This window comes from Micromonospora sp. NPDC002296, assembly GCF_040296145.1.
In the GTDB taxonomy this organism is placed as follows: Bacteria; Actinomycetota; Actinomycetes; order Mycobacteriales; family Micromonosporaceae; genus Micromonospora.
Map to the genome: position 1 here is coordinate 73,874 of NZ_JBEOWQ010000001.1, position 17,992 is coordinate 91,865.

20 protein-coding genes are annotated in these 17,992 nt (G+C 72.4%); 16 read left to right on the top strand and 4 right to left on the bottom strand.

Going from position 1 to position 17,992, the window contains the following annotated elements:
- The first annotated feature begins 10 nt into the window (after window positions 1–10).
- From ABT023_RS00370 to ABT023_RS00420, 11 genes are all read left to right on the top strand, one after another.
- Window positions 11–400, top strand: a complete 390-nt coding sequence (locus ABT023_RS00370) for a DUF485 domain-containing protein (RefSeq protein ID WP_350880083.1) — start codon at window positions 11–13, stop codon at window positions 398–400.
- Window positions 378–2,051, top strand: a complete 1,674-nt coding sequence (locus ABT023_RS00375) for a monocarboxylic acid transporter (protein WP_350880085.1) — start codon at window positions 378–380, stop codon at window positions 2,049–2,051. Before ABT023_RS00370 ends, ABT023_RS00375 begins: the two co-directional genes overlap by 23 nt.
- Before the next feature lie 101 nt (window positions 2,052–2,152).
- Window positions 2,153–3,130: an NAD-dependent epimerase/dehydratase family protein gene (locus tag ABT023_RS00380; protein WP_350880087.1), complete on the top strand. Its 978-nt coding sequence runs from the start codon at window positions 2,153–2,155 to the stop codon at window positions 3,128–3,130.
- A gap of 77 nt (window positions 3,131–3,207) precedes the next feature.
- Window positions 3,208–4,452 (top strand): LCP family protein, encoded by a 1,245-nt coding sequence (locus ABT023_RS00385; RefSeq protein WP_350880089.1) that lies wholly within the window; start codon window positions 3,208–3,210, stop codon window positions 4,450–4,452.
- Between the two features lie 226 nt (window positions 4,453–4,678).
- Window positions 4,679–5,869 (top strand): LCP family protein, encoded by a 1,191-nt coding sequence (locus tag ABT023_RS00390; protein ID WP_350880091.1) that lies wholly within the window; start codon window positions 4,679–4,681, stop codon window positions 5,867–5,869.
- Window positions 5,870–6,069: 200 nt separating this feature from the next.
- Window positions 6,070–7,038 (top strand): LCP family protein, encoded by a 969-nt coding sequence (locus ABT023_RS00395; protein WP_502890558.1) that lies wholly within the window; start codon window positions 6,070–6,072, stop codon window positions 7,036–7,038.
- A 78-nt stretch (window positions 7,039–7,116) separates the two neighbouring features.
- Window positions 7,117–7,452: a rhodanese-like domain-containing protein gene (locus tag ABT023_RS00400; protein WP_350880093.1), complete on the top strand. Its 336-nt coding sequence runs from the start codon at window positions 7,117–7,119 to the stop codon at window positions 7,450–7,452.
- An 11-nt stretch (window positions 7,453–7,463) separates the two neighbouring features.
- Window positions 7,464–8,252, top strand: a complete 789-nt coding sequence (locus ABT023_RS00405) for a glycerophosphodiester phosphodiesterase (RefSeq protein ID WP_350880095.1) — start codon at window positions 7,464–7,466, stop codon at window positions 8,250–8,252.
- Window positions 8,253–8,350: 98 nt separating this feature from the next.
- Window positions 8,351–9,847, top strand: coding sequence for a PAS domain-containing sensor histidine kinase (locus ABT023_RS00410; RefSeq protein WP_350880097.1), 1,497 nt, complete (start codon window positions 8,351–8,353; stop codon window positions 9,845–9,847).
- Between the two features lie 29 nt (window positions 9,848–9,876).
- The gene (locus ABT023_RS00415; RefSeq protein ID WP_502890561.1) at window positions 9,877–10,296 is read left to right on the top strand and encodes an ATP-binding protein; all 420 of its coding nucleotides are present in this window, start codon (window positions 9,877–9,879) and stop codon (window positions 10,294–10,296) included.
- Window positions 10,297–10,363: 67 nt separating this feature from the next.
- The gene (locus ABT023_RS00420; protein ID WP_350880101.1) at window positions 10,364–11,248 is read left to right on the top strand and encodes a DUF5926 family protein; all 885 of its coding nucleotides are present in this window, start codon (window positions 10,364–10,366) and stop codon (window positions 11,246–11,248) included.
- Between the two features lie 63 nt (window positions 11,249–11,311).
- On the opposite strand, the gene ABT023_RS00425 is transcribed toward ABT023_RS00420, so the two are convergent.
- Window positions 11,312–12,520, bottom strand: a complete 1,209-nt coding sequence (locus tag ABT023_RS00425) for an arginine deiminase (protein WP_350880103.1) — start codon at window positions 12,518–12,520, stop codon at window positions 11,312–11,314.
- Between the two features lie 164 nt (window positions 12,521–12,684).
- Here ABT023_RS00425 and ABT023_RS00430 point away from each other — a divergent pair, with 164 nt between their 5' ends.
- The 5 genes from ABT023_RS00430 to pheA all read left to right on the top strand — a co-directional run bounded on the left by ABT023_RS00430 (window position 12,685) and on the right by pheA (window position 16,161).
- Window positions 12,685–13,425: a hypothetical protein gene (locus ABT023_RS00430; RefSeq protein ID WP_350880104.1), complete on the top strand. Its 741-nt coding sequence runs from the start codon at window positions 12,685–12,687 to the stop codon at window positions 13,423–13,425.
- A 169-nt stretch (window positions 13,426–13,594) separates the two neighbouring features.
- A complete protein-coding gene (locus tag ABT023_RS00435; protein WP_350880106.1) occupies window positions 13,595–14,053 on the top strand; it encodes a hypothetical protein in 459 nt (152 codons plus the stop codon).
- A gap of 93 nt (window positions 14,054–14,146) precedes the next feature.
- Window positions 14,147–14,530: an ACT domain-containing protein gene (locus tag ABT023_RS00440; RefSeq protein ID WP_350880108.1), complete on the top strand. Its 384-nt coding sequence runs from the start codon at window positions 14,147–14,149 to the stop codon at window positions 14,528–14,530.
- A 151-nt stretch (window positions 14,531–14,681) separates the two neighbouring features.
- Window positions 14,682–15,194 carry a hypothetical protein gene (locus ABT023_RS00445; protein WP_350880602.1) on the top strand — a complete coding sequence of 171 codons (513 nt, stop codon included), beginning with the start codon at window positions 14,682–14,684 and terminating at the stop codon, window positions 15,192–15,194.
- A 10-nt stretch (window positions 15,195–15,204) separates the two neighbouring features.
- On the top strand, window positions 15,205–16,161 hold the full coding sequence (gene pheA / locus ABT023_RS00450; protein ID WP_350880110.1) for a prephenate dehydratase: 957 nt from the start codon (window positions 15,205–15,207) through the stop codon (window positions 16,159–16,161).
- A gap of 39 nt (window positions 16,162–16,200) precedes the next feature.
- Here pheA and ABT023_RS00455 read toward each other — a convergent pair whose 3' ends face one another.
- The 3 genes from ABT023_RS00455 to ABT023_RS00465 all read right to left on the bottom strand — a co-directional run bounded on the left by ABT023_RS00455 (window position 16,201) and on the right by ABT023_RS00465 (window position 17,923).
- Window positions 16,201–16,923: an AIM24 family protein gene (locus ABT023_RS00455; RefSeq protein ID WP_350880112.1), complete on the bottom strand. Its 723-nt coding sequence runs from the start codon at window positions 16,921–16,923 to the stop codon at window positions 16,201–16,203.
- 93 nt (window positions 16,924–17,016) lie between these two features.
- On the bottom strand, window positions 17,017–17,364 hold the full coding sequence (locus ABT023_RS00460) for a metallopeptidase family protein (RefSeq protein WP_350880604.1): 348 nt from the start codon (window positions 17,362–17,364) through the stop codon (window positions 17,017–17,019).
- Window positions 17,365–17,491: 127 nt separating this feature from the next.
- Window positions 17,492–17,923, bottom strand: a complete 432-nt coding sequence (locus ABT023_RS00465) for an OsmC family protein (protein WP_350880114.1) — start codon at window positions 17,921–17,923, stop codon at window positions 17,492–17,494.
- Window positions 17,924–17,992 lie beyond the last annotated feature (69 nt).

Here is a 17,992-nt window from a genome sequence, read left to right on the forward strand (position 1 = left end):
TGATCCACAGATGTCAACGGACACACCCGCGCCGGACGCGCCGGAGACGGCGACCTCGGCCGCGTCCGCCGCTGACCGGTACCTCGCCGTACAGCGGTCGGACGAGTTCGTCGGGTTGCGTCGCGCGCTGCGCGGCTTCGTCTTCCCGATGACCGTCGCGTTCTTCCTCTGGTACGCGCTCTACGTGATCCTGTCCGCGTACGCGCGGGACTTCATGGGCACGCGGCTGTTCGGCAGCCACATCAATGTGGCCCTGGTCTTCGGGCTGCTCCAGTTCGTCTCGACGTTCCTCATCGCCTGGCTCTACTCCCGGTTCGCCGACCGGCGGCTCGACCCCGTCGCCGACCGGATCCGCAACGAGATCGGGGAGGTGAGGCATGAACACGGTCCTCGCGGCTGAGGCGGGCGGCGGCACCGCCCGCAACCTGACCATCACCCTGTTCCTCGTCTTCGTGGCGATCACCCTCGCCATCACCGTCTGGGCGAGCCGGCAGACCAAGACGGCCACCGACTTCTACGCCGGCGGCCGGTCCTTCTCCGGGTTCCAGAACGGCATGGCGATCGGCGGCGACTACATGTCGGCGGCGTCCTTCCTCGGCATCGCCGGCATCATCGCCCTCTACGGCTACGACGGCTTCCTGTACTCGATCGGCTTCCTGGTCGCCTGGCTGGTGGCGCTGCTGCTCGTCGCCGAACTGCTGCGCAACTCCGGCCGCTACACGATGGCGGACGTGCTGGCGTTCCGGATGCGCCAGCGCCCGGTCCGGACGGCGGCGGCGGTCTCCACGATCACTGTGTCGATCTTCTACCTGCTGGCCCAGATGGTGGGCGCGGGCGCGCTGGTGGCGCTGCTGCTCGGCATCAAGCCCGGCACCACGTTCCTCGGCATGGACGCCGACACCGCCAAGATCGCCACGATCATCATGGTCGGCGCTTTGATGATCATCTACGTCACCGTGGGCGGCATGAAGGGCACCACGTACGTCCAGATCGTCAAGGCGTTCCTGCTGATGACCGGCGCGCTGGTGATGACCCTGCTGGTGCTGGCGAAATACAACTTCAACCTCTCGGAGCTGCTCGGCGCCGCCGCCTCCTCCTCCGGCAAGGGCGAAGCCCTCCTCAGACCGGGCCTGAAGTACGGCGTCGAGGTCGCCGGCGACGCGACGCAGACGTTCTACAACAAGGTCGACCTGCTCTCGCTCGGCATCGCGCTGGTGCTCGGCACGGCCGGCCTGCCGCACATCCTGATCCGCTTCTACACCGTCCCGACCGCCAAGACGGCCCGCAAGAGCGTGCTCTGGGCGATCGGCATCATCGGCGCGTTCTACCTGCTCACCCTCGCCCTGGGCTTCGGCGCGGCGGCGCTGGTCGGCAGCAAGGACATCGTCGCGCAGGACAAGGCCGGCAACACGGCAGCGCCGCAGCTCGCCGAGGCCCTCGGCAGGGAGTTCTTCGGCGGCGATCTCGGCGGGGCGACCCTGCTGGCGATCATCGCGGCGGTCGCCTTCGCCACCATCCTGGCGGTGGTCGCCGGGCTCACCCTGGCCTCGTCGTCCAGCCTCGCGCACGACTTCTACGCGAACGTGGTCAAGAAGGGGCAGGCGTCGGAGCGCCAGGAGGTCCGGGTCGCCCGGCTCTCGGCCCTGGTCATCGGCGCGGTGTCGATCGCCCTGTCGATCTACGCGCAGAGCCTGAACGTGGCGTTCCTGGTGGCGCTGGCGTTCGCGGTGGCCGCCTCGGGCAACCTGCCGGCGATCCTCTACAGCCTGTTCTGGAGGCGCTTCAACACCTCCGGCGCGGTCTGGTCGATCTACGGCGGCCTGCTCTCGGCCGTACTGCTGGTGTTCTTCTCGCCGGTGGTCTCCGGGGCGCCGACCGCGATGTTCCCGGACCACGACTGGCACTGGTTCCCGCTGTCCAACCCGGGCATCATCTCCATCCCGCTCGGCTTCCTGTGCGGGTGGATCGGCACGGTCATCTCGAAGGAGCACGACGAGGAGAAGTACGCGGAACTGGAGGTGCGCTCGCTCACCGGCGCCGGCGCGCACTGATCCGGACCCGCTCGGCACCGCACCGGCCGAGCTGTCGAGGGGCCCCCGCCACGCCCGAGGCATCGGCAGGGGGCCCCTCCTCACCTCTGTAGGCTGGCCGTATGAAGGTCGCTCCGCGCTTCGGCCCCGGTCACCGTGTCCTCGTCACCGGCGGCGCCGGCTTCGTGCCGTCGCACCTGGTGGACTCCCTCGTCGCCCGCGGCTGCACGGTGGTGGTGCTGGACAACTTCGTCACGGGCTCCAAGGACAACGTCGCCCACCTGCTGGAGAAGCCGACGTTCACGCTCGTCGAGGCGGACGTCTCCGACGGCCTGCCGAACCACCACCCGGCGCTGGCCGAGCGGTTCGACGCGATCCTGCACATGGCCTCCCCGGCCAGCCCCACGGACTTCGCCACCCTGCCGGTGGAGATCCTCCGGGTCGGCTCGGTGGGCACGCTGCACCTGCTGGACCGCGCGGTCGCCGACGGTGCCCGGTTCCTGATGGCCTCCACCTCCGAGGCGTACGGGGACCCGAAGGAGCACCCGCAGCGCGAGACGTACTGGGGCAACGTCAACCCGATCGGCGTGCGCAGCGTCTACGACGAGGCGAAGCGGTTCTCCGAGGCGGCCACGATGGCGTACCACCGGTATCGGGGGCTGGACGCCGCGATCGTGCGGATCTTCAACACGTACGGCCCACGGATGCGACCGGACGACGGCCGGGCCATCCCGACGTTCATCTCGCAGGCGCTGCGCGGCGAGCCGATCACGGTGCACGGCACGGGCAACCAGACCCGGTCCATCTGCTACGTCGAGGACCTGGTGCGCGGCATCCTGCTGCTGCTCGACTCGACCGAGACCGGCCCGGTCAACTGCGGCACCGAGCACGAGCTCACCATGCGGCAACTCGCCGAGTTGATCGTGTCACTCTCCGGAAGCGCGTCACAGGTGACGTACGTCACCCGGGCTGCCGACGACCCGGAGATGCGCCGACCGGACCTCACCCTCGCCCGTGAACTGCTCGGATACGAGCCGTCGGTGGCGCCCGAGGACGGCCTCCGACGCACCATCGACTACTTCCGCGAGCGGCTAGGGTAACCGCCCGACGGGCCACGCCCCGCCGGGCGACCTGCGCTTCGGCGCGACACTCGACGGGGCTACGTACCCTCGGGTACATGTCAGCGACCACTCCCGCCGGCGTCCCGCTACCGCACCTGAGTCGCAGCGCCGGACGCGCCTCGGTCCCCGGCCCCGGCCAGGGCTCCCCGGGACGCGCCCGCGTGTCCGACGCCCAGCCGTACCCCCCGCCCGGCGACCGGTCACCGGGCGGCGGCTTCGGCGGCCCCGGCGGGCCTACCGGCCCGGGCGGGCCCACAGGTCCCGGCGGGCCAAGGCGGCGACCGGGCGGGCAGGGGCCGCGGTGGCGCCGGATCGGCCTGGTGGCCGGCGTGGCGGTGCTGGTGCTCGCGCTGCTCGGCGGGGCGGGCGCCTGGCTCTACACCAGCAACCTCAACGACGACCTGGCCCGCACCGACCCGTTCTCGGAGCTGACGGGCGGTCGCCCGGCCAAGGCGGTGAACGGCGCGCTGAACATCCTGCTGGTCGGCAGCGACTCGCGGGACCCGGACGCCCCGGTGGACCAGCAGAGCCAGTGGCGGGCGGACACGATCATCGTCATGCACATCCCGGCCGACCACAAGTCCGCCTACCTGGTCTCCGTTCCCCGCGACCTGTACGTGCCGATCCCCGAGAACGCCCAGTCGGAGTGCGGCACGGGTCAGCGGGGGAAGATCAACGCGGCGTTCGCGTTCGGCGGCCTGCCGCTGGCCGTGAAGACGGTGGAGTGCTTCACCGACGTGCGGATCGACCACGTGCTGGCGATCGACTTCGCCGGCTTCAAGCAGGTCACCGACGCCCTGGGCGGGGTCGACCTGAAGGTGGAGCGGTCGGTCACGTCGATCCACAAGCCGTTCCGGAAGTTCACCAAGGGCACCATGCACATGGACGGCGCCCAGGCGCTGGACTGGATCCGGCAGCGCAAGCAGTTCCCCGACGGCGACTTCGCGCGGATGCGCCACCAGCAGGAGTTCCTGAAGGCGCTGATGGACAAGGCGGCCAGCACGGGGACGCTGACCAATCCGAAGAAGCTGAACGCCTTCCTCCGGTCGGTGACCGACGCGGTCACGGTGGATGAGGGGTTCTCGCTGGTCGACATGGCATTGCAGTTCCGCAGCCTGCGCGGGGAGAACCTGATCTTCGTCACCAGCCCGAACTCGGGCAGCGACACGATCAACGGGGAGTCGGTGGTGGTCTCCGACCGGGAGAAGGCCCTGGGGATGTACAAGGCCATGACGACGGACACGATGGCCGACTGGGTCAAGGCCAACCAGCCGGCCGGCGGCACCGGTAACGGGAACTGACGCGCAGCACCCGTTACTTCGACGGACGTCATCGCCGGTCGGCGGTAGAACCCCCATCCCGGGGGTCGAACCGCCGACCGGTCGCATCGACCTGGACGTTCGGGCAATTCCCGTAAGTGACGACCGGGAGAACAGCAAATAATCACGTGACTAACTCGCCTTGACGGGAAGCGGTACGTACAGTGGTCCCGCCCCCGCCCCCCCGAAAACGCGAGCTGGAGCACGCATGCCGGTTCAAGCCAGCCGTCGCCCCCCGTCGCTGGAGCCCGTCGGCGCAGCCGCGCGGGTCACGTCGCAGCCCCGCCGCGGCGGCAAGCGCCCCAGCCGCGGCCCCGCGAAGAAGCGGGCCCGCCGCAAGGACCCCCTCTGGGCGCGTCTCACCCTGGTCTTCGGCGCGGTGCTGATGTTGACCAGCGGCATCGCCATCGTGGGCAGCAAGGCGCTGATCGGTCAGGCCACCGGAAACATCGCCCAGGGCAACCTGCTCGGCGACGCCGGCAAGTCCGACGCCGAGGGCGGCGCGAACCTGGACGGCCCGATCGACATGCTGCTGCTCGGCGTGGACGCGCGCGAGCGCTGGGCCGCCGACGACGTCCGGGCGGACAGCATCATCGTGCTGCACATCCCCGCCTCGCACGACCAGGCGTACCTGATCTCGATCCCGCGCGACACCGAAGCGGAGATCCCGGGCCACGGCGTCGAGAAGATCAACGCCGCGTTCCAGTACGGCGCCCAGAACGGGGGCGGCTGGGAGGGCGGCGCGCAGCTCATGGCGAAGACGATCAGGAAGATGACCGGGGTCAGCTTCGACGGCGCGGGGATCATCAACTTCGGCGGCTTCAAGAAGATCATCGACACCCTCGGCAGCGTGCGGATCTGCGTCTCCCAGGAGGTCAAGTCGCACCACATGTCGTACGTCGACGGCAAGCCGATGTGGAACGCAGACGCCAGGAAGACCGGCAAGAAGATGACCCCGGTGCTGCACAAGAAGGGCTGCCGGGAGATGGAGGGCTGGGCGGCGCTGGACTACTCCCGCCAGCGATACGGCCTGGACGGCGGCGACTACGACCGCCAGCAGAACCAGCAGCAGCTGATCAAGGCGATGGCGAAGAAGGCGACCGAGAACGGCACCCTGACCAACCCGGTGAAGCTCAACGCGCTGATGAAGGCGGCCGGCGGGGCCCTCGTGCTGGACACCGGCGGGGTGTCGATGATCGACATGATCTTCACGATGCGCGGGGTCACCGGCAACGACCTGACCATGCTGCGCACCAACGGCGGGAAGTACTTCTCCACCGCCGACCGCTCGAAGGAGATGCTGAGCCCGCAGACCCTGGAGATGTTCCAGGCGATCAAGAACGACAAGCTCGCCGAGTTCGTGTACGCCAACCCGGGCGTGCTCTCCACCCGCAAGTAACCGTCCGGCCCGCAGTTAGCCGTCCCACCTACGGGTAAGCCGTCCGAACTGCGCGAAAGCCGCCCGTCGGTCCAATCGCCCCCATAGTCTGACGCGAGAAGGTTTCACGTTCGGCGGCGGGGGGCGTCACGACCAGGTCAGGGGAAGCCGGGCGGGGGCGGCGCGAGCCGGCCCGTCGGCGCGTACCCCGGTGGAGCCGGGTGCTCCTCGGGGCCGGCCTGGCCCTCACCCTGCTGGCCGCCGCCGCGGTGGCCGGGCTCAAGATCCTGAGCCACCGGTACGAGCGCACGGTGACCCGGGAGCAACTGCTCGACCCGGATGCCCGGCGGGACCGGACCGACCTCGACGACGCGCTGAACTACCTGCTGGTCGGCTCGGACCGGCGGCCCGGCGCCACCGGGGACGACCAGCGGTCGGACACCGTCCTCGTGGTGCACGTGCCGGCCGGCACGAAACGGGCGTACCTGATCTCCATTCCGCGCGACCTGCTGGTGGCCATCCCGCCCGCGCCGAACGGTTGGGGCGGCGGCAGCGACAAGATCAACTCTGCGTACGAGCACGGCGGCGGCGGCGAGGCCGGGGTCCGGCTGCTCTCGGCCACCCTCACCCGACTCACCGGCCTGCGCTTCGACGGGGCCGCGCTGATCGACTTCGCCGGGCTGCGGCAGGTCGTCGACCTGCTCGGCGGGATCCGGATGTGCGTCGACACCGAGGTCCGCTCGATCCACACCAGGACCGTCTTCCCCGTCGGCTGCCAGCAGATGGACGGCGCCCGGGCGCTGGACTACGTCCGCCAGCGGTACGACCTGCCCGGCGGCGACTACGACCGGCAGCGCCACCAGCAGCAACTCCTGCGGGCGATGCTGGACCGGGCCGGCGAGACGAACCTGCGGCGCGACCCGGTGCGGCTGGACCGGCTGATCCGGGCGGTCGGCGCGTCGCTGACCGTCGACACCAACGGGGTACCCCTGGAGGAGTTGGCGCTCGCCCTGCGGGACCTGCCCCCGGACGCGCTGACCGGTGTGCAGGTCCCCTCCCACGCGGAGACCATCGACGAGGTCTCCTACGTGGTGCTCGACGGCGGGGGGAACGGCCTGTTCGACGCCGCCCGCGGCGAGCGGATGCCCGACTGGGCCCAGGCCAACCCCCGATGGATCACCCGGCTCTGACCGCGTCACGGGCGCGGTCGCATCTCTTCCGCACGTCGCCCGCCGGTTCGGTCCGGCGAGGATCTAGGCTTGGTGACCGTGTTCGGACCCCAGGTTCCCACCGTGCCCGTGACCGAGATCGCCGACGACACCTACCTGCTCGACGTACGCGAGGACGACGAGTGGACCGCCGGGCACGCGCCCGACGCCCACCACCTGCCGATGACAGAGTTGCAGGCCCGCCTGGCCGAGGTCCCGACCGATCGCGAGGTGGCGGTGATCTGCCGCTCCGGCGGCCGGTCGGCGCAGGTGGTGGCCTACCTGATGAACAACGGCTGGGACCAGGTGCGCAACGCCGACGGCGGGATGCGCCAGTGGGCCGCCGTCGGGCGACCCGTGGTCGATGCGGACGGGCAGCCGGGCCAGGTCATCTGAGAGCGACGGGCATGGATCCCCTCGTCTTCGCCCACCGTGGCTCCTCGGCCGACCTGCCGGAGCACACCCTCGCCGCGTACCTGCGGGCCCTCGACGAGGGCGCCGACGGGCTGGAGTGCGACGTCCGGCTGACCCGGGACGGCCACCTGGTCTGCGTGCACGACCGGCGGCTGGACCGGACCAGCAACGGCACCGGACTGGTCAGCGCCCGTACGCTCGCCGAGTTGGAGGCGCTGGACTTCGGCTCCTGGCACCCGGGCTGCGCCCCGTCGGACGGCGACGAGCCGCCCGACGAGTCGCACACCCGGCTGCTCACCCTGGAACGGCTGCTGGACGCCGTGCTGGACGCCGGCCGGCCGGTCCGGCTGCTGATCGAGACAAAACACCCCTCCCGGTACGGCCGGGACGTCGAGCGCCGCCTGGTGGCCCTGCTGCGCCGGTACGGCCTGGCCGAGCCCGGGGCGGACAGCCCGGTCCGGGTCACCGTGATGTCCTTCTCCCCGCTCGCCGTGCGCCGCGTCCACGACCTGGCCCCCGGCCTGCCCACCGTGCTGCTGCTGGACGTGCTGCCGCGCTGGCTGCCACCCGGACGGGTGCCGGCCGGCACCCGGATCGCCGGGCCGGGGATCGGGCTGGTGCGGTCCCGCCCCCGGCTGTTGACCGCGCTGCGGGCCGCCGGCAACCAGGTGTACGTCTGGACGGTCAACGAGCCGGCCGACCTGGAGCTGGTGCTCGACGCCGGAGTCGACGGGATCATCACCGACCGTCCGGCCCACGCGCTGGCCCGGCTGGGCCGGTGAGTCCCCGGGGCGGGATGACCCGCTGGCTCAGCGGCGCGGCACGGACGCCAGAACAGCCGGGGGTGTCGATGGAAGAGTCGGCGCGGCACACTCGGGACATGCCGGAGCGCACCGACCTCGCCACTCTCATCGCCGGCCATGGCAGGGTGATCGAAATGATCAACTCTGGGGAGGCCGGACTGCCGGTCCTGAACCGGCTGCTCCAGTTGGTGCGGCCGGCCGTCGGGGCGGCCAGCACAGCGTTCGTGGAGTTCGCGCCCAAGGGCGGCCGGGTGATCGCCGCGACCGAGGGCGCCGAGTGGGCCGTCGGCCGCCCGGTGTCGCCCACCGACCCCGCCACCGTCTGTCTGCTCTCCGGCACCCGCGTCCGCGACATCCGGGTGGACCGGATCCCCGGCCCGGTCGGCCAGGAGCTTGTCGACCGGGGGCTGCGCCGGATGGTGGTCGCGCGGGCCGAGATCGGCGGGCTCACCGTCGGCACCCTGCACGCCTTCTACCTCGACCACGACGAGTCGACGGCCGCCGGGCAGCACGAGGTGATGGCGTACATCGCCGCCTGCATCGCCCACATGTACGGCGACCAGACCGGCCTGCCGGTGCACGGCGACGGCCCGGTGGTGGCGGCGCTGGCCGACGGGCTGGCCGTGGTCGACCGGGGCGGCCACGTCCGGCTGTGGAACCCGGCCGCCGCCGCGGTGACCGGCCTCTCGGCCACCGAGGCGCTGAACCGTCCGCTGCCGTTCCCGCTCCCCCCGTCCGGTCAGGTCCTCGACCACCGGCTGCCGGACGGCCGCTGGCTGAAGATCACCTCGGGTGAGCTGCCCGGCCCGGGCGCGCTGTGGGTGGTCACCTTCCGGGACATCACCGACCAGCAGCTACGCGACCAGGACCGGGACCTCTTCGTCGCGGTCACCAGCCACGAGCTGCGCACCCCGGTCACCGTCATCAAGGGGTACGCGGACACCCTCACCGACCACTGGGACTCGCTGACCGACGTCGACCGGCGGCACGCCGCCCGGGTCATCGGGCAGCGGGCCAACGAACTGGCCCGGCTGGTCGACCGGCTGCTCACCTCCGCCACCGAGGGACGCCCCGGTGAGTCGCTGGCCCCGTTCGACCTCGGCGACGCGCTCCGGTCGGCGGTGGCGGACCTGCCCGCCGACCTGCGCCGCCGGATCGTGCTGGACGTGCCGGTCGGCCTGCCGAGGGCGGTCGGCGAGCGGCAGAGCCTGACCACGGTGCTGACCGAGCTGTGCACCAACGCCGACAAGTACTCCCCGCCCGACTCGCCTATCGAGATCGCCGGCACCGGCAACGACCAGAGCGTGTCGTTCCGGGTCAGCGACCGGGGCATCGGCATCCGGCCGGAGCATGTGGAGCGGGCCTTCGACCGGTTCTGGCAGGGCGAGTCCGGCGACCGCCGCGGCTACCCGGGCGCCGGACTCGGCCTGTACCTCGTCCGCCGGATCGTCGAGCAACAGAATGGATGGGTATCCCTCCGGCCGAGGGCAGGTGGCGGTACGGTCGCAGAGGTGCGGCTGCCGCGCGTGAGCGCGGCCGGGCCGCCGCCCGAGAGGCGTGAAGGAGCGCGGTGACCTCAGGGCCGGTCCAGCGGTCGTGGTGCGTGGTGGTGCCGCACCACCCCACCGGCGCGCGCCTGGCCCGGCACCGGTTCGCCGACGAGCTGGCCGGCCTCGTCCCCGCGGTGCTGCTGACCGACCTGGTGGCCGTCCTGGCCGAGCTGGTCGGCAACGCGATCCGGCATGCGGAGCCGCTCCCCGGCGGGGTGGTCCGGGTGGCCTGGCGGCTGAGCCCGGCTTCCGGCGACGGGCACTTCGTCCAGCTCCGGGTCACCGACGGCGGGGCGGGCACCGGGCCCCGGATGCGGGCCGCCGGCCAGGACGCCGTCGACGGCCGGGGCTTGCACATCGTCTCCGGCCTGGCCAGCAGCTGGGGCGTCGACCGGGACGGCCTCGGGCAGAGCGTCTGGGCCCAGTTCGACCCCGCCGGCACCCCCAGCCCGGGCCTCGTCGCCGCCGGCTGACCCCCGTCCCGCCGAGCGGGGCGGGTCGGGTCCGCCGCCTCCGGTGGGGCCTCTAGGCTGATTCGCCGTGAGCAAGCGTCGAAAGAGCCAGCGGGCCGCCGAAGTTACCCCCAAGCGGGAGAAGGTACGGGACGTCTTCGTCCCCCGACCGTTCGAGGGGCTGACCGACGAGCCGGAGTGGATCGCGCTGCGCGAGCTGGTCCCGGCCGCGTCCGCGCCCCTGCGGCTCGTCCCCGAACTGGTCGAGGAGCACGGCGACCGAACCGTGACCCTGGCGACCGTGCTGCCCATGGCGGCCCCGGCAATGACGAAGGCCGACGGCCGGGTCTTCGTCGGTCTCCAGCGCCACCAGCAGTCCGGCGACGTCTCCCGGGACCTGGCCGAGGCGCTGCTCTGCGCGCTGCGCGCCGAGCCCGGCAAGGCGGTCGCGGTGCCGCCGCTGCCGGGCCTCGGCCCCCGGCTCCAGGACATCCTGGTCGACGGGCCGCTGGACGTCGCCATGCACGAGGGCTTCGAGTTCTGGCTCGACCCGGGGGCCGCCGACGACCCGACCGTCCAGGCCTCGCTGGAGCGGGCCAACGCGGCGATCTACCCGACCGTGCGGCTCGCCGCGGCGCGGGCCGCGTACTGGTGCCAGGTGCCGGAGAAGGCGCACGTGCGTTGGGTGCTCCCGGACGACGAGGACGCCGCCCTGGACGCGCTGGCCCGGCTCAGCGCCGCCGGCACGCTGCCCCTCGCCGGGAACACGAAGTTCGCCGGCATGTTCCGCGCGCACGGCCGCCTCGTGCCCGTCTGGGACCTGCCCGAGGACGTCCCGGCCGTCGAGTGGGAGGAGCCGGTGACCGAGTTCGCCAAGCGTTACGCCGAGGCCCTGGAGACCGGCGAGCCGTTGGACGCGGCGGGCCGCCGGGCCCGGCACGGCCTGCTCGGCCGTCAGCTCACCCTCCGCTGAGGCACCCGCGCCGGGCGTCGGAGGGGCCCCTGTCGACGCCTGGCGTGGGCAGGGGCCCCTGCCCTACCGGTTCAGGGGTTCGCGGACCAGGGGGCAGGACATGCACCTCGGGCCGCCCCGGCCGGAGCCCAGCTCGGAGCCGGCGATCGGGATGACCTCGATGCCGGCCCGTTCGAGCTGGGCGTTGGTGCCGGTGTTGCGTTCGTAGCCGACGCACAGCCGCGGGGCCAGCGCGAGGGTGTTGTTGCCGTCGTCCCACTGTTCCCGCTCGGCGGTGACCGGGTCGAGGCCGGTGTCGATGACCCGGAGCTGGTCGAGGTCCATCGCGTCGGCGGCGGCCCGCAGGAACGGCGCGGGCCCGTCCACCCGCAGCTCGCCGTCGGGCCCGGCCACCACCGTGTACGCGGCCAGGGTGCTCGCCACGTTCGCATACATCAGCACGGCGTCGACGTCGACCATCGTGCAGATGGTGTCCAGGTGCATGGTGGCCCGTTCCTGGGCGATCGGGACGACCAGGATGGTGTGCGCCAGCCCGGCGGCGAAGACCTGCCGGCCGAGCCGCTCCGCCCCGGCGGGCGTGGTCCGCTCGCCCACCCCGACGGCCAGCACCCCGGGAGCCAGCAGCAGCACGTCGCCGCCCTCCAGGTGCTCCAGCCCCGGCTCGTAGACGAACTCCGTGCCGACGAAGCGCGGGTGGTGCCGGTAGATCGCGTCGGTGATGGTGGTCTCCCGGCGGCGGGCCGGCATGGCCAGGCTGGTCACCCCGACGCGGTCCCCGATCCACAGTGAGGAGTCCCGGGTGAACAGCAGGTTGGGCAGCGGGTCGATGACGAACTCGTGCCGGTCCATCAGGGCGTAGACCAGCCCGCCCGGCCGCTCCTGGCTGATCCGCAACTCCTCGTGGGCGAGCCCGGCGATGAGCACGTCGGCGAGGGCGGCCGGGTCGAGGTAGGCGAGGTGGTCGGCGACCCGGCGGCGCAGGGTGTCGCCGAGCCGGGGTGCGCTGAGCACCTGCTCGGTCAGCTCGGCGCGGGCCTCGCCGACGGCCAGCGTCTCGGCCAGTAGGGTGGCGAGGTAAAGCACCTCCACCCCGCGTTCGCGCAGGGCGGAGGCGAAGGCGTCATGCTCCTCCTGCGCCCTCCCCACCCATGGGATAGCGTCGAAGAGGAGAGAGTCGTTGTTGCGCGGGGTGAGTCGGGCCAGCTCCGGCCCGGGTCGGTGCAGCAGCACCGTGCCGAGGCGGCCGACCTCGCTGTCCACGTAGTGGGTCACCCGACCAAGGGTAGGGCAGGGTTTGGCGGCATCCGATAAAACATCGGTGGATGAATATGGCATTCATCCACACTCACTCCGGCGCTCCGACTTGCCGAGTACCCGGTATGTCGACGTAGGGTAGTGAGGACATAACTTCGAGGGACCTTTTGCCGGAGGTCGCGATGACTGTCTTTCCCGCACGCCGAGCAGCACCCACCTCGCGGGCACTGCCGCCCGTGTCGGTGCCACACCCCCGCGCCGAGGCGCCGGGGGCGCTCGAGCCGGTCCGTCCGAGCCCCCTGGAGTGGGCTCGCCGCCGGCGCGCCGAGCGAGGCGCCCGCCGGTTGGAGGCAGCCGGGGCGCGGGCCCTCGGCCGGCTCGACCACCTCGGGCCGGCCTGGCACGTCATCGAGTGGCCCCGATCGGACAATTCAGACCTCCTCCTCGACCAGGGGCAGGACGAGCGGGCCGGGTTCCTCGCGATCGGCCCGAGCGGCCTGTTCGCGGTGACCATTGCCGACCACGGCCGGGCCCGGGTGCTGGTGGCGGGGGACGTCGTCCAGATCAACGGCAAGCGCCCGGCCTACGTGGCCGAGACCCGTCGGGACGCCAAGCGGGCGAGCAAGGCGCTCTCCGCAGCCGTCGGGCTGCCGATCCCGGTGACACCGGTGCTGACCTTCGTCGGTTCCGGCGTCATCAGCGTGTACGGCCTGCCGAAGGACTGCCTGATGGCCACCCACCGCGAGCTGGACCGCCTGCTCGTGGCCGGGGGCAACCGGATCAGCCCCGCCACCGCCGACAAGCTGGCCCGGGTCGCGCAGCACCCCGGCACCTGGATGAACGGCACGTACCGCCCCGCCGCCGACTACCGGTGGTACGACGACGGCCGAACGGCGGCTGACAAGCCGGCCAACCGCCGGTAACGTCTCCGGCGACGCCACGCGGTCCGGTCACCACCCGGAGCACCGGCCGCGCCGTCGCCGGCCGGGTCAGGGCAACCGATCACCGGCGGCCTGGTGGCTGAAGCGCGGTCGACGGTCCCCGCGACAACCGGTCAGCGTGGACAGACCGTCGGTGCAAATAGGAGGCGCGGTGGCCCACGTCGAACTCTCGATCTCGGAAGTGTTCGTGCCCGCCGCTCGGACACCGCCGGAGCAGGAGTCCGACAATTTCGGCCAGTGGTCCGCCACCGTGTCCCACGCCGCCGAGCCCTGCCTGCTGATCGACGTCGAGACCCGCGTCGTCGCGGTCTCCTCGGCCGGCTGCGAGCTGCTCTGCCTGTGCTGCCCCGAGGACGTGATCGGCCTCCCGCTGCTCGAAGGGTGCCTGCGCCTGCTCGACTTCACCGCGAACCGGGGCGAACTCACCGAGCAGGACACCGACAAGATTCCGCCGCTGCTCGCCCTGCGCTCGGGGCGCCTCGCCCGGGGGCTGCTCCGGGTCCAGGCCTCGACGGCGGGCCGGTCGGACGCCACGGTGGATGCCATCTCCACGCCGGTGCTGACCCATGGCAAGGTGGCCGGGTCGCTCACCTTCTTCTCCGAGATCTGATCCGCCCATCGCCGTCCTGAACTGCACGAATGTGGCGCTCGCCGCACCCTTCGGCGCTGGGTCGGACCGGCACCCAGGCCGTAGGGTGCCCTCATGCTCGATGTCGCTCTGCTGCCGGGGGAATACGCGGTGTGCCGGTTGACCGCCGATTCCGCCATCCGGCCCGACCTGTGGGGCGACCTGGGCGACGGCGAGGTGGTCAGCGTGAGCTGGTCCGCCGATGGGGTCTCGGTGATCTGCCCCGCGTCCCGCGCCCCGGCCGAGGCCGAGACCGACTGGCGGTGCCTGCGGGTCGTGGGGCCCCTCGGCCAGCCGGTGACCGGCACCCTGGCCGCGCTGGTCGCCCCGCTGGCCGCGGCACGGGTCAACGTGGTGGCGTTCTCGACCTACGACACGGACCACGTACTGGTCCCGGCCGTGCGGCTGGACGAGGCGACCGCCACGTTGCGCCGGGCCGGCCACCGCCTCCTCGACTGACGATCCGCGCCGCCACCCTTCACCTGCGCGCCTACGGCTCCTACGATGGGCACGGCCGCCCGGCCGTCACGACGCTCTTCGATGCAAGGATCGGCTCGTGCCGCCCACCGCACCGCCCCGTACCGCACCCCGCCGGCCATCCCGCCCGGCCGTGCTGCTCGCCGTCGCGTCCCTCGCCCTCGCGTCCGCAGGCTGCGGCACGCCACCGGAGCTGCGCCGGCCGGCCCCGGCGCCGACCGCCACGGCGGGCGCCTCCGCCGGCCCGACCACGCCGGCCACCGCGACCGTCCCACCCGGCCCGGTTCCCCCGCCGCCGGCCGTCCCGCCGCCCACCGCCGGCTCCGACCTGGTCGCCACCGCCTGCCGCGAGGGCCCGTCCGGGGACCGGGTGATCACACTGCTGCGCGGCTCGGCCGACGTGCTGCCCCGGGCGGTCGGGGTGCGGGTGCGCACCGGCCCGCTCTGCGCCGGGGACTGGCAGTACACGGTGCTCCGGGTGACCGGGCACGAGGAGCTCCAGGTGGTCACCCGGGGCCGGCCGGGCGCGCTGGAGCTGGTCACCGCCGGCACCGACGTCTGCACCATCGAGGTACGGGTGGCCGGGCCGACCGGCATCCGGACGCTCGCCTGCGACGCCGTCCCGGGGGGCGTACCGGGTGCGTAGGCTGGGCGGCATGCCCGGAACACCACCCACCCGCTTCGTCTACCTCGGCCCCGAGGGCACCTTCGCCGAGCAGGCGCTGCGCACCGTGCCGGCCGCCGAACACGGCACCCGCACGCCCGCCCGCAGCGTCGGCGAGGCGCTGGAAGGCGTCCGGGCGGGGGACGCCGACGCGGCCCTGGTCCCGCTGGAGAACTCGATCGGCGGCGCGGTCGGGGTGACCCTGGACGAGTTGGCCGAGGGCGATCCCCTGGTGATCACGCGGGAGGTGATCCTGCCGGTCGAGTTCGTGCTCGCCGCCCGCCAGGGGACGTCCCTGGCGGCGATCCGGTCGGTTGCCGCCCACCCGCAGGCGTCCACCCAGTGCCGTGGCTGGCTGCGCACGTACCTGCCGGACGCCGTCGTGGTCGACGTGCTCTCCAACGGGGCCGCCGCAGCCGGCGCGGCGGGTGGCGGGTACGACGCGGCGATCTGCGCCCCCATCGGGGCGGCCCGGCACCGGCTGGCCGTGCTGGCCGACAAGATCGCCGACCACGCCGACGCCGTGACCCGGTTCGCCCTGCTGTCCCGCCCCGGCCCGCCGCCGCCCCCCACCGGGGACGACGTGACGTCGTTGGCCGTCTACATCGCCCACGACCGGGTGGGCGCCCTGTTGTCGGTCCTGATGGAACTGGCCGTGCGCGGGGTCAACCTGACCCGGATCGAGTCCCGACCGACCGGCGAGGCACTGGGTCGGTACGTCTTCTTCCTCGACTGCACCGGCCACGTGGCCGACATCCGGCTCGGGGAGGCGTTGCGAGGGCTGCGCCGGGTCTGCGCGGACGTGCGCTTCCTCGGGTCGTACCCCCGGCACCGCTGGGCCGACGGGGCGGGCGAACGGCCGGTCCCCGCGCCGGCCGGCCTCTCGGACGCCGACTACGCCGACGCGGCGGCCTGGCTGGCCCGGCTGCGTGCCGGCGAGCTGAACTGAGACCGGGGTGCCCGGTTTGCGGCGGGCACCCCGCCCCGGTCAGCTCAGCAGGCCGCCGAGCAGGCCGCCCTGCTGCTCCTGGGCGCCGCTGCCGGCGACCGGCGGCTCCTCGGAGGGCTGCACCACCACGAAGCCCTGCCCGGCGAAGCTCATCGTGAACGCCTCGCCGGTGGTGCGGCCCAGCAGCGAGCCCAGGCCGAACTGCTCGGCCCGGTGGTAGCCGGTCTGCAGGTTGGCCGACCAGCAGACGGCGGCCTGCGGGTCGACGTACGTCGGGGCGTCGACGTTGAGCACCACCGGGGTGCCCTTCGTGGTGATCGCGATCCGGCCGTGACCGGTGAAGACGCAGTTGAACAGGCCGGACGAGGAGGCCATCCCGGCGCCGCCCACCATCCGGATGTCGTACTGGAGGGTGGAGTCGAAAGCCAGCACGCTGGAACCGTTGATGGACAACGCGTCGCCCGGCTCCAGGTCGACGATGTGCACGTCCTTGGCCAGCTCGGCGAGGAAGACGTCGCCCCGGCCGCTGAGCTTCATCAGCGGGACGCCCTCGCCGGTGAGCTTCTGCTTGAGGAACTTGCCCAGGCCGCCGGAGCCGAGCGCCTGGAACTGCACCTGGCCCTGGTAGGCGACCATCGACCCGACCCGGGCCATCGCCTCGCCGTTGAGCTCGATCTTCAACATCTTGGAGTTCTGCAGCCGCATGCCGGGCTGGGCGGACTCCTTCTCCAGGTTCTCCGCGGAGAACAGCGCGCTGCGCATGGAAGTGCCTCCTGAGTCGGGGTGTTCTGCTCGGAGGGTAGGTGACCAGCGCAACCGGCGGAACGGGCCGGCGGGCCGGCGCCGGGGTGGATCTCAGCCCCAGCCGAGGTCGTGCAGCCGGTCGTCGTCGATGCCGAAGTGGTGGGCGATCTCGTGCACCACGGTCACCGCCACCTCGTCGACGACGTCCTCCTCGGTGTCGCAGATCCGCAGGATGGGACGGCGGTAGATGAAGATCCGGTCCGGCAGGACGCCGGAGTAGTCCCAGCCCCGGTCGGTGAGCGCGTGCCCCTCGTAGAGGCCGAGCAGGTCATCGTCGCCCGGGGGCGGGTCGTCCTCGACCAGGATCACCACGTTGCTCATCAGCCCGAGCAGTTCCTCGGGCACCTCGTCGAGGGCGTCGCCGACCAGTTCCTCGAAGCGTTCCCGACTCATCTCCACCGCCACGCCCCCATTCTTCCCGAGCCGCCACGCTCCGCCGAGCCCAAGATCCGGCCCGGGACGCCGAGGCCCCCATCCTGATCGGACGGGGACCTCCGCGCCGGGCGGGCGCGGTGCGCCGCAGGGATCAGGAGGCGAGGCGGGCGGTGAGGCTGATCTGGGCGCCCGGGGAGAGCAGGCGCGAGATGGGGCAGTTCTCCTTGGCCGTCTCGGCCAGCTTGGTGAACTGGACCTCGTCGAGGCCCGGCGCCTGGCCGACCGTCTCCAGGTCGATCCGGGTGACGGTCATCCCCGCGTCGGTCTTGTCGAAGTGCACCTTGGCGGCGGTCTCCACCCAGGTGCCGGTGACGCCGGCGTCGGCGAGTTGCTTGGAGAACGCCATCGAGAAGCAGGCGGCGTGGGCGGCCCCGATCAGCTCCTCGGGGTTGGTCCCCTCGCCCTCCTCGAAGCGCGACTTGAAGGAGTAGTTCCCCTGGAGTCCGCCCTTGCCGGTGCGGACCGTGCCGGAACCCTCGGTGAGATCGCCCTGCCAGCGTGCGGATGCGGTACGGATAGGCATGCACCGACGCTAACCGAAAGCCGGGCGGCGGGCGAGCCACTGCGCCCGATCGGATCCGGTCCCGGGACG

Bases quoted from the DNA above. Each gene is read 5' to 3' on its own strand.
- ABT023_RS00370 (WP_350880083.1), top strand. From the start codon at position 11: ATGTCAACGGACACACCCGCGCCGGACGCGCCGGAGACGGCGACCTCG.
- ABT023_RS00375 (WP_350880085.1), top strand. From the start codon at position 378: ATGAACACGGTCCTCGCGGCTGAGGCGGGCGGCGGCACCGCCCGCAAC.
- ABT023_RS00380 (WP_350880087.1), top strand. From the start codon at position 2,153: ATGAAGGTCGCTCCGCGCTTCGGCCCCGGTCACCGTGTCCTCGTCACC.
- ABT023_RS00385 (WP_350880089.1), top strand. From the start codon at position 3,208: ATGTCAGCGACCACTCCCGCCGGCGTCCCGCTACCGCACCTGAGTCGC.
- ABT023_RS00390 (WP_350880091.1), top strand. From the start codon at position 4,679: ATGCCGGTTCAAGCCAGCCGTCGCCCCCCGTCGCTGGAGCCCGTCGGC.
- ABT023_RS00405 (WP_350880095.1), top strand. From the start codon at position 7,464: ATGGATCCCCTCGTCTTCGCCCACCGTGGCTCCTCGGCCGACCTGCCG.
- ABT023_RS00410 (WP_350880097.1), top strand. From the start codon at position 8,351: ATGCCGGAGCGCACCGACCTCGCCACTCTCATCGCCGGCCATGGCAGG.
- ABT023_RS00430 (WP_350880104.1), top strand. From the start codon at position 12,685: ATGACTGTCTTTCCCGCACGCCGAGCAGCACCCACCTCGCGGGCACTG.
- ABT023_RS00440 (WP_350880108.1), top strand. From the start codon at position 14,147: ATGCTCGATGTCGCTCTGCTGCCGGGGGAATACGCGGTGTGCCGGTTG.
- pheA (WP_350880110.1), top strand. From the start codon at position 15,205: ATGCCCGGAACACCACCCACCCGCTTCGTCTACCTCGGCCCCGAGGGC.
- ABT023_RS00455 (WP_350880112.1), bottom strand. From the start codon at position 16,923: ATGCGCAGCGCGCTGTTCTCCGCGGAGAACCTGGAGAAGGAGTCCGCC.
- ABT023_RS00465 (WP_350880114.1), bottom strand. From the start codon at position 17,923: ATGCCTATCCGTACCGCATCCGCACGCTGGCAGGGCGATCTCACCGAG.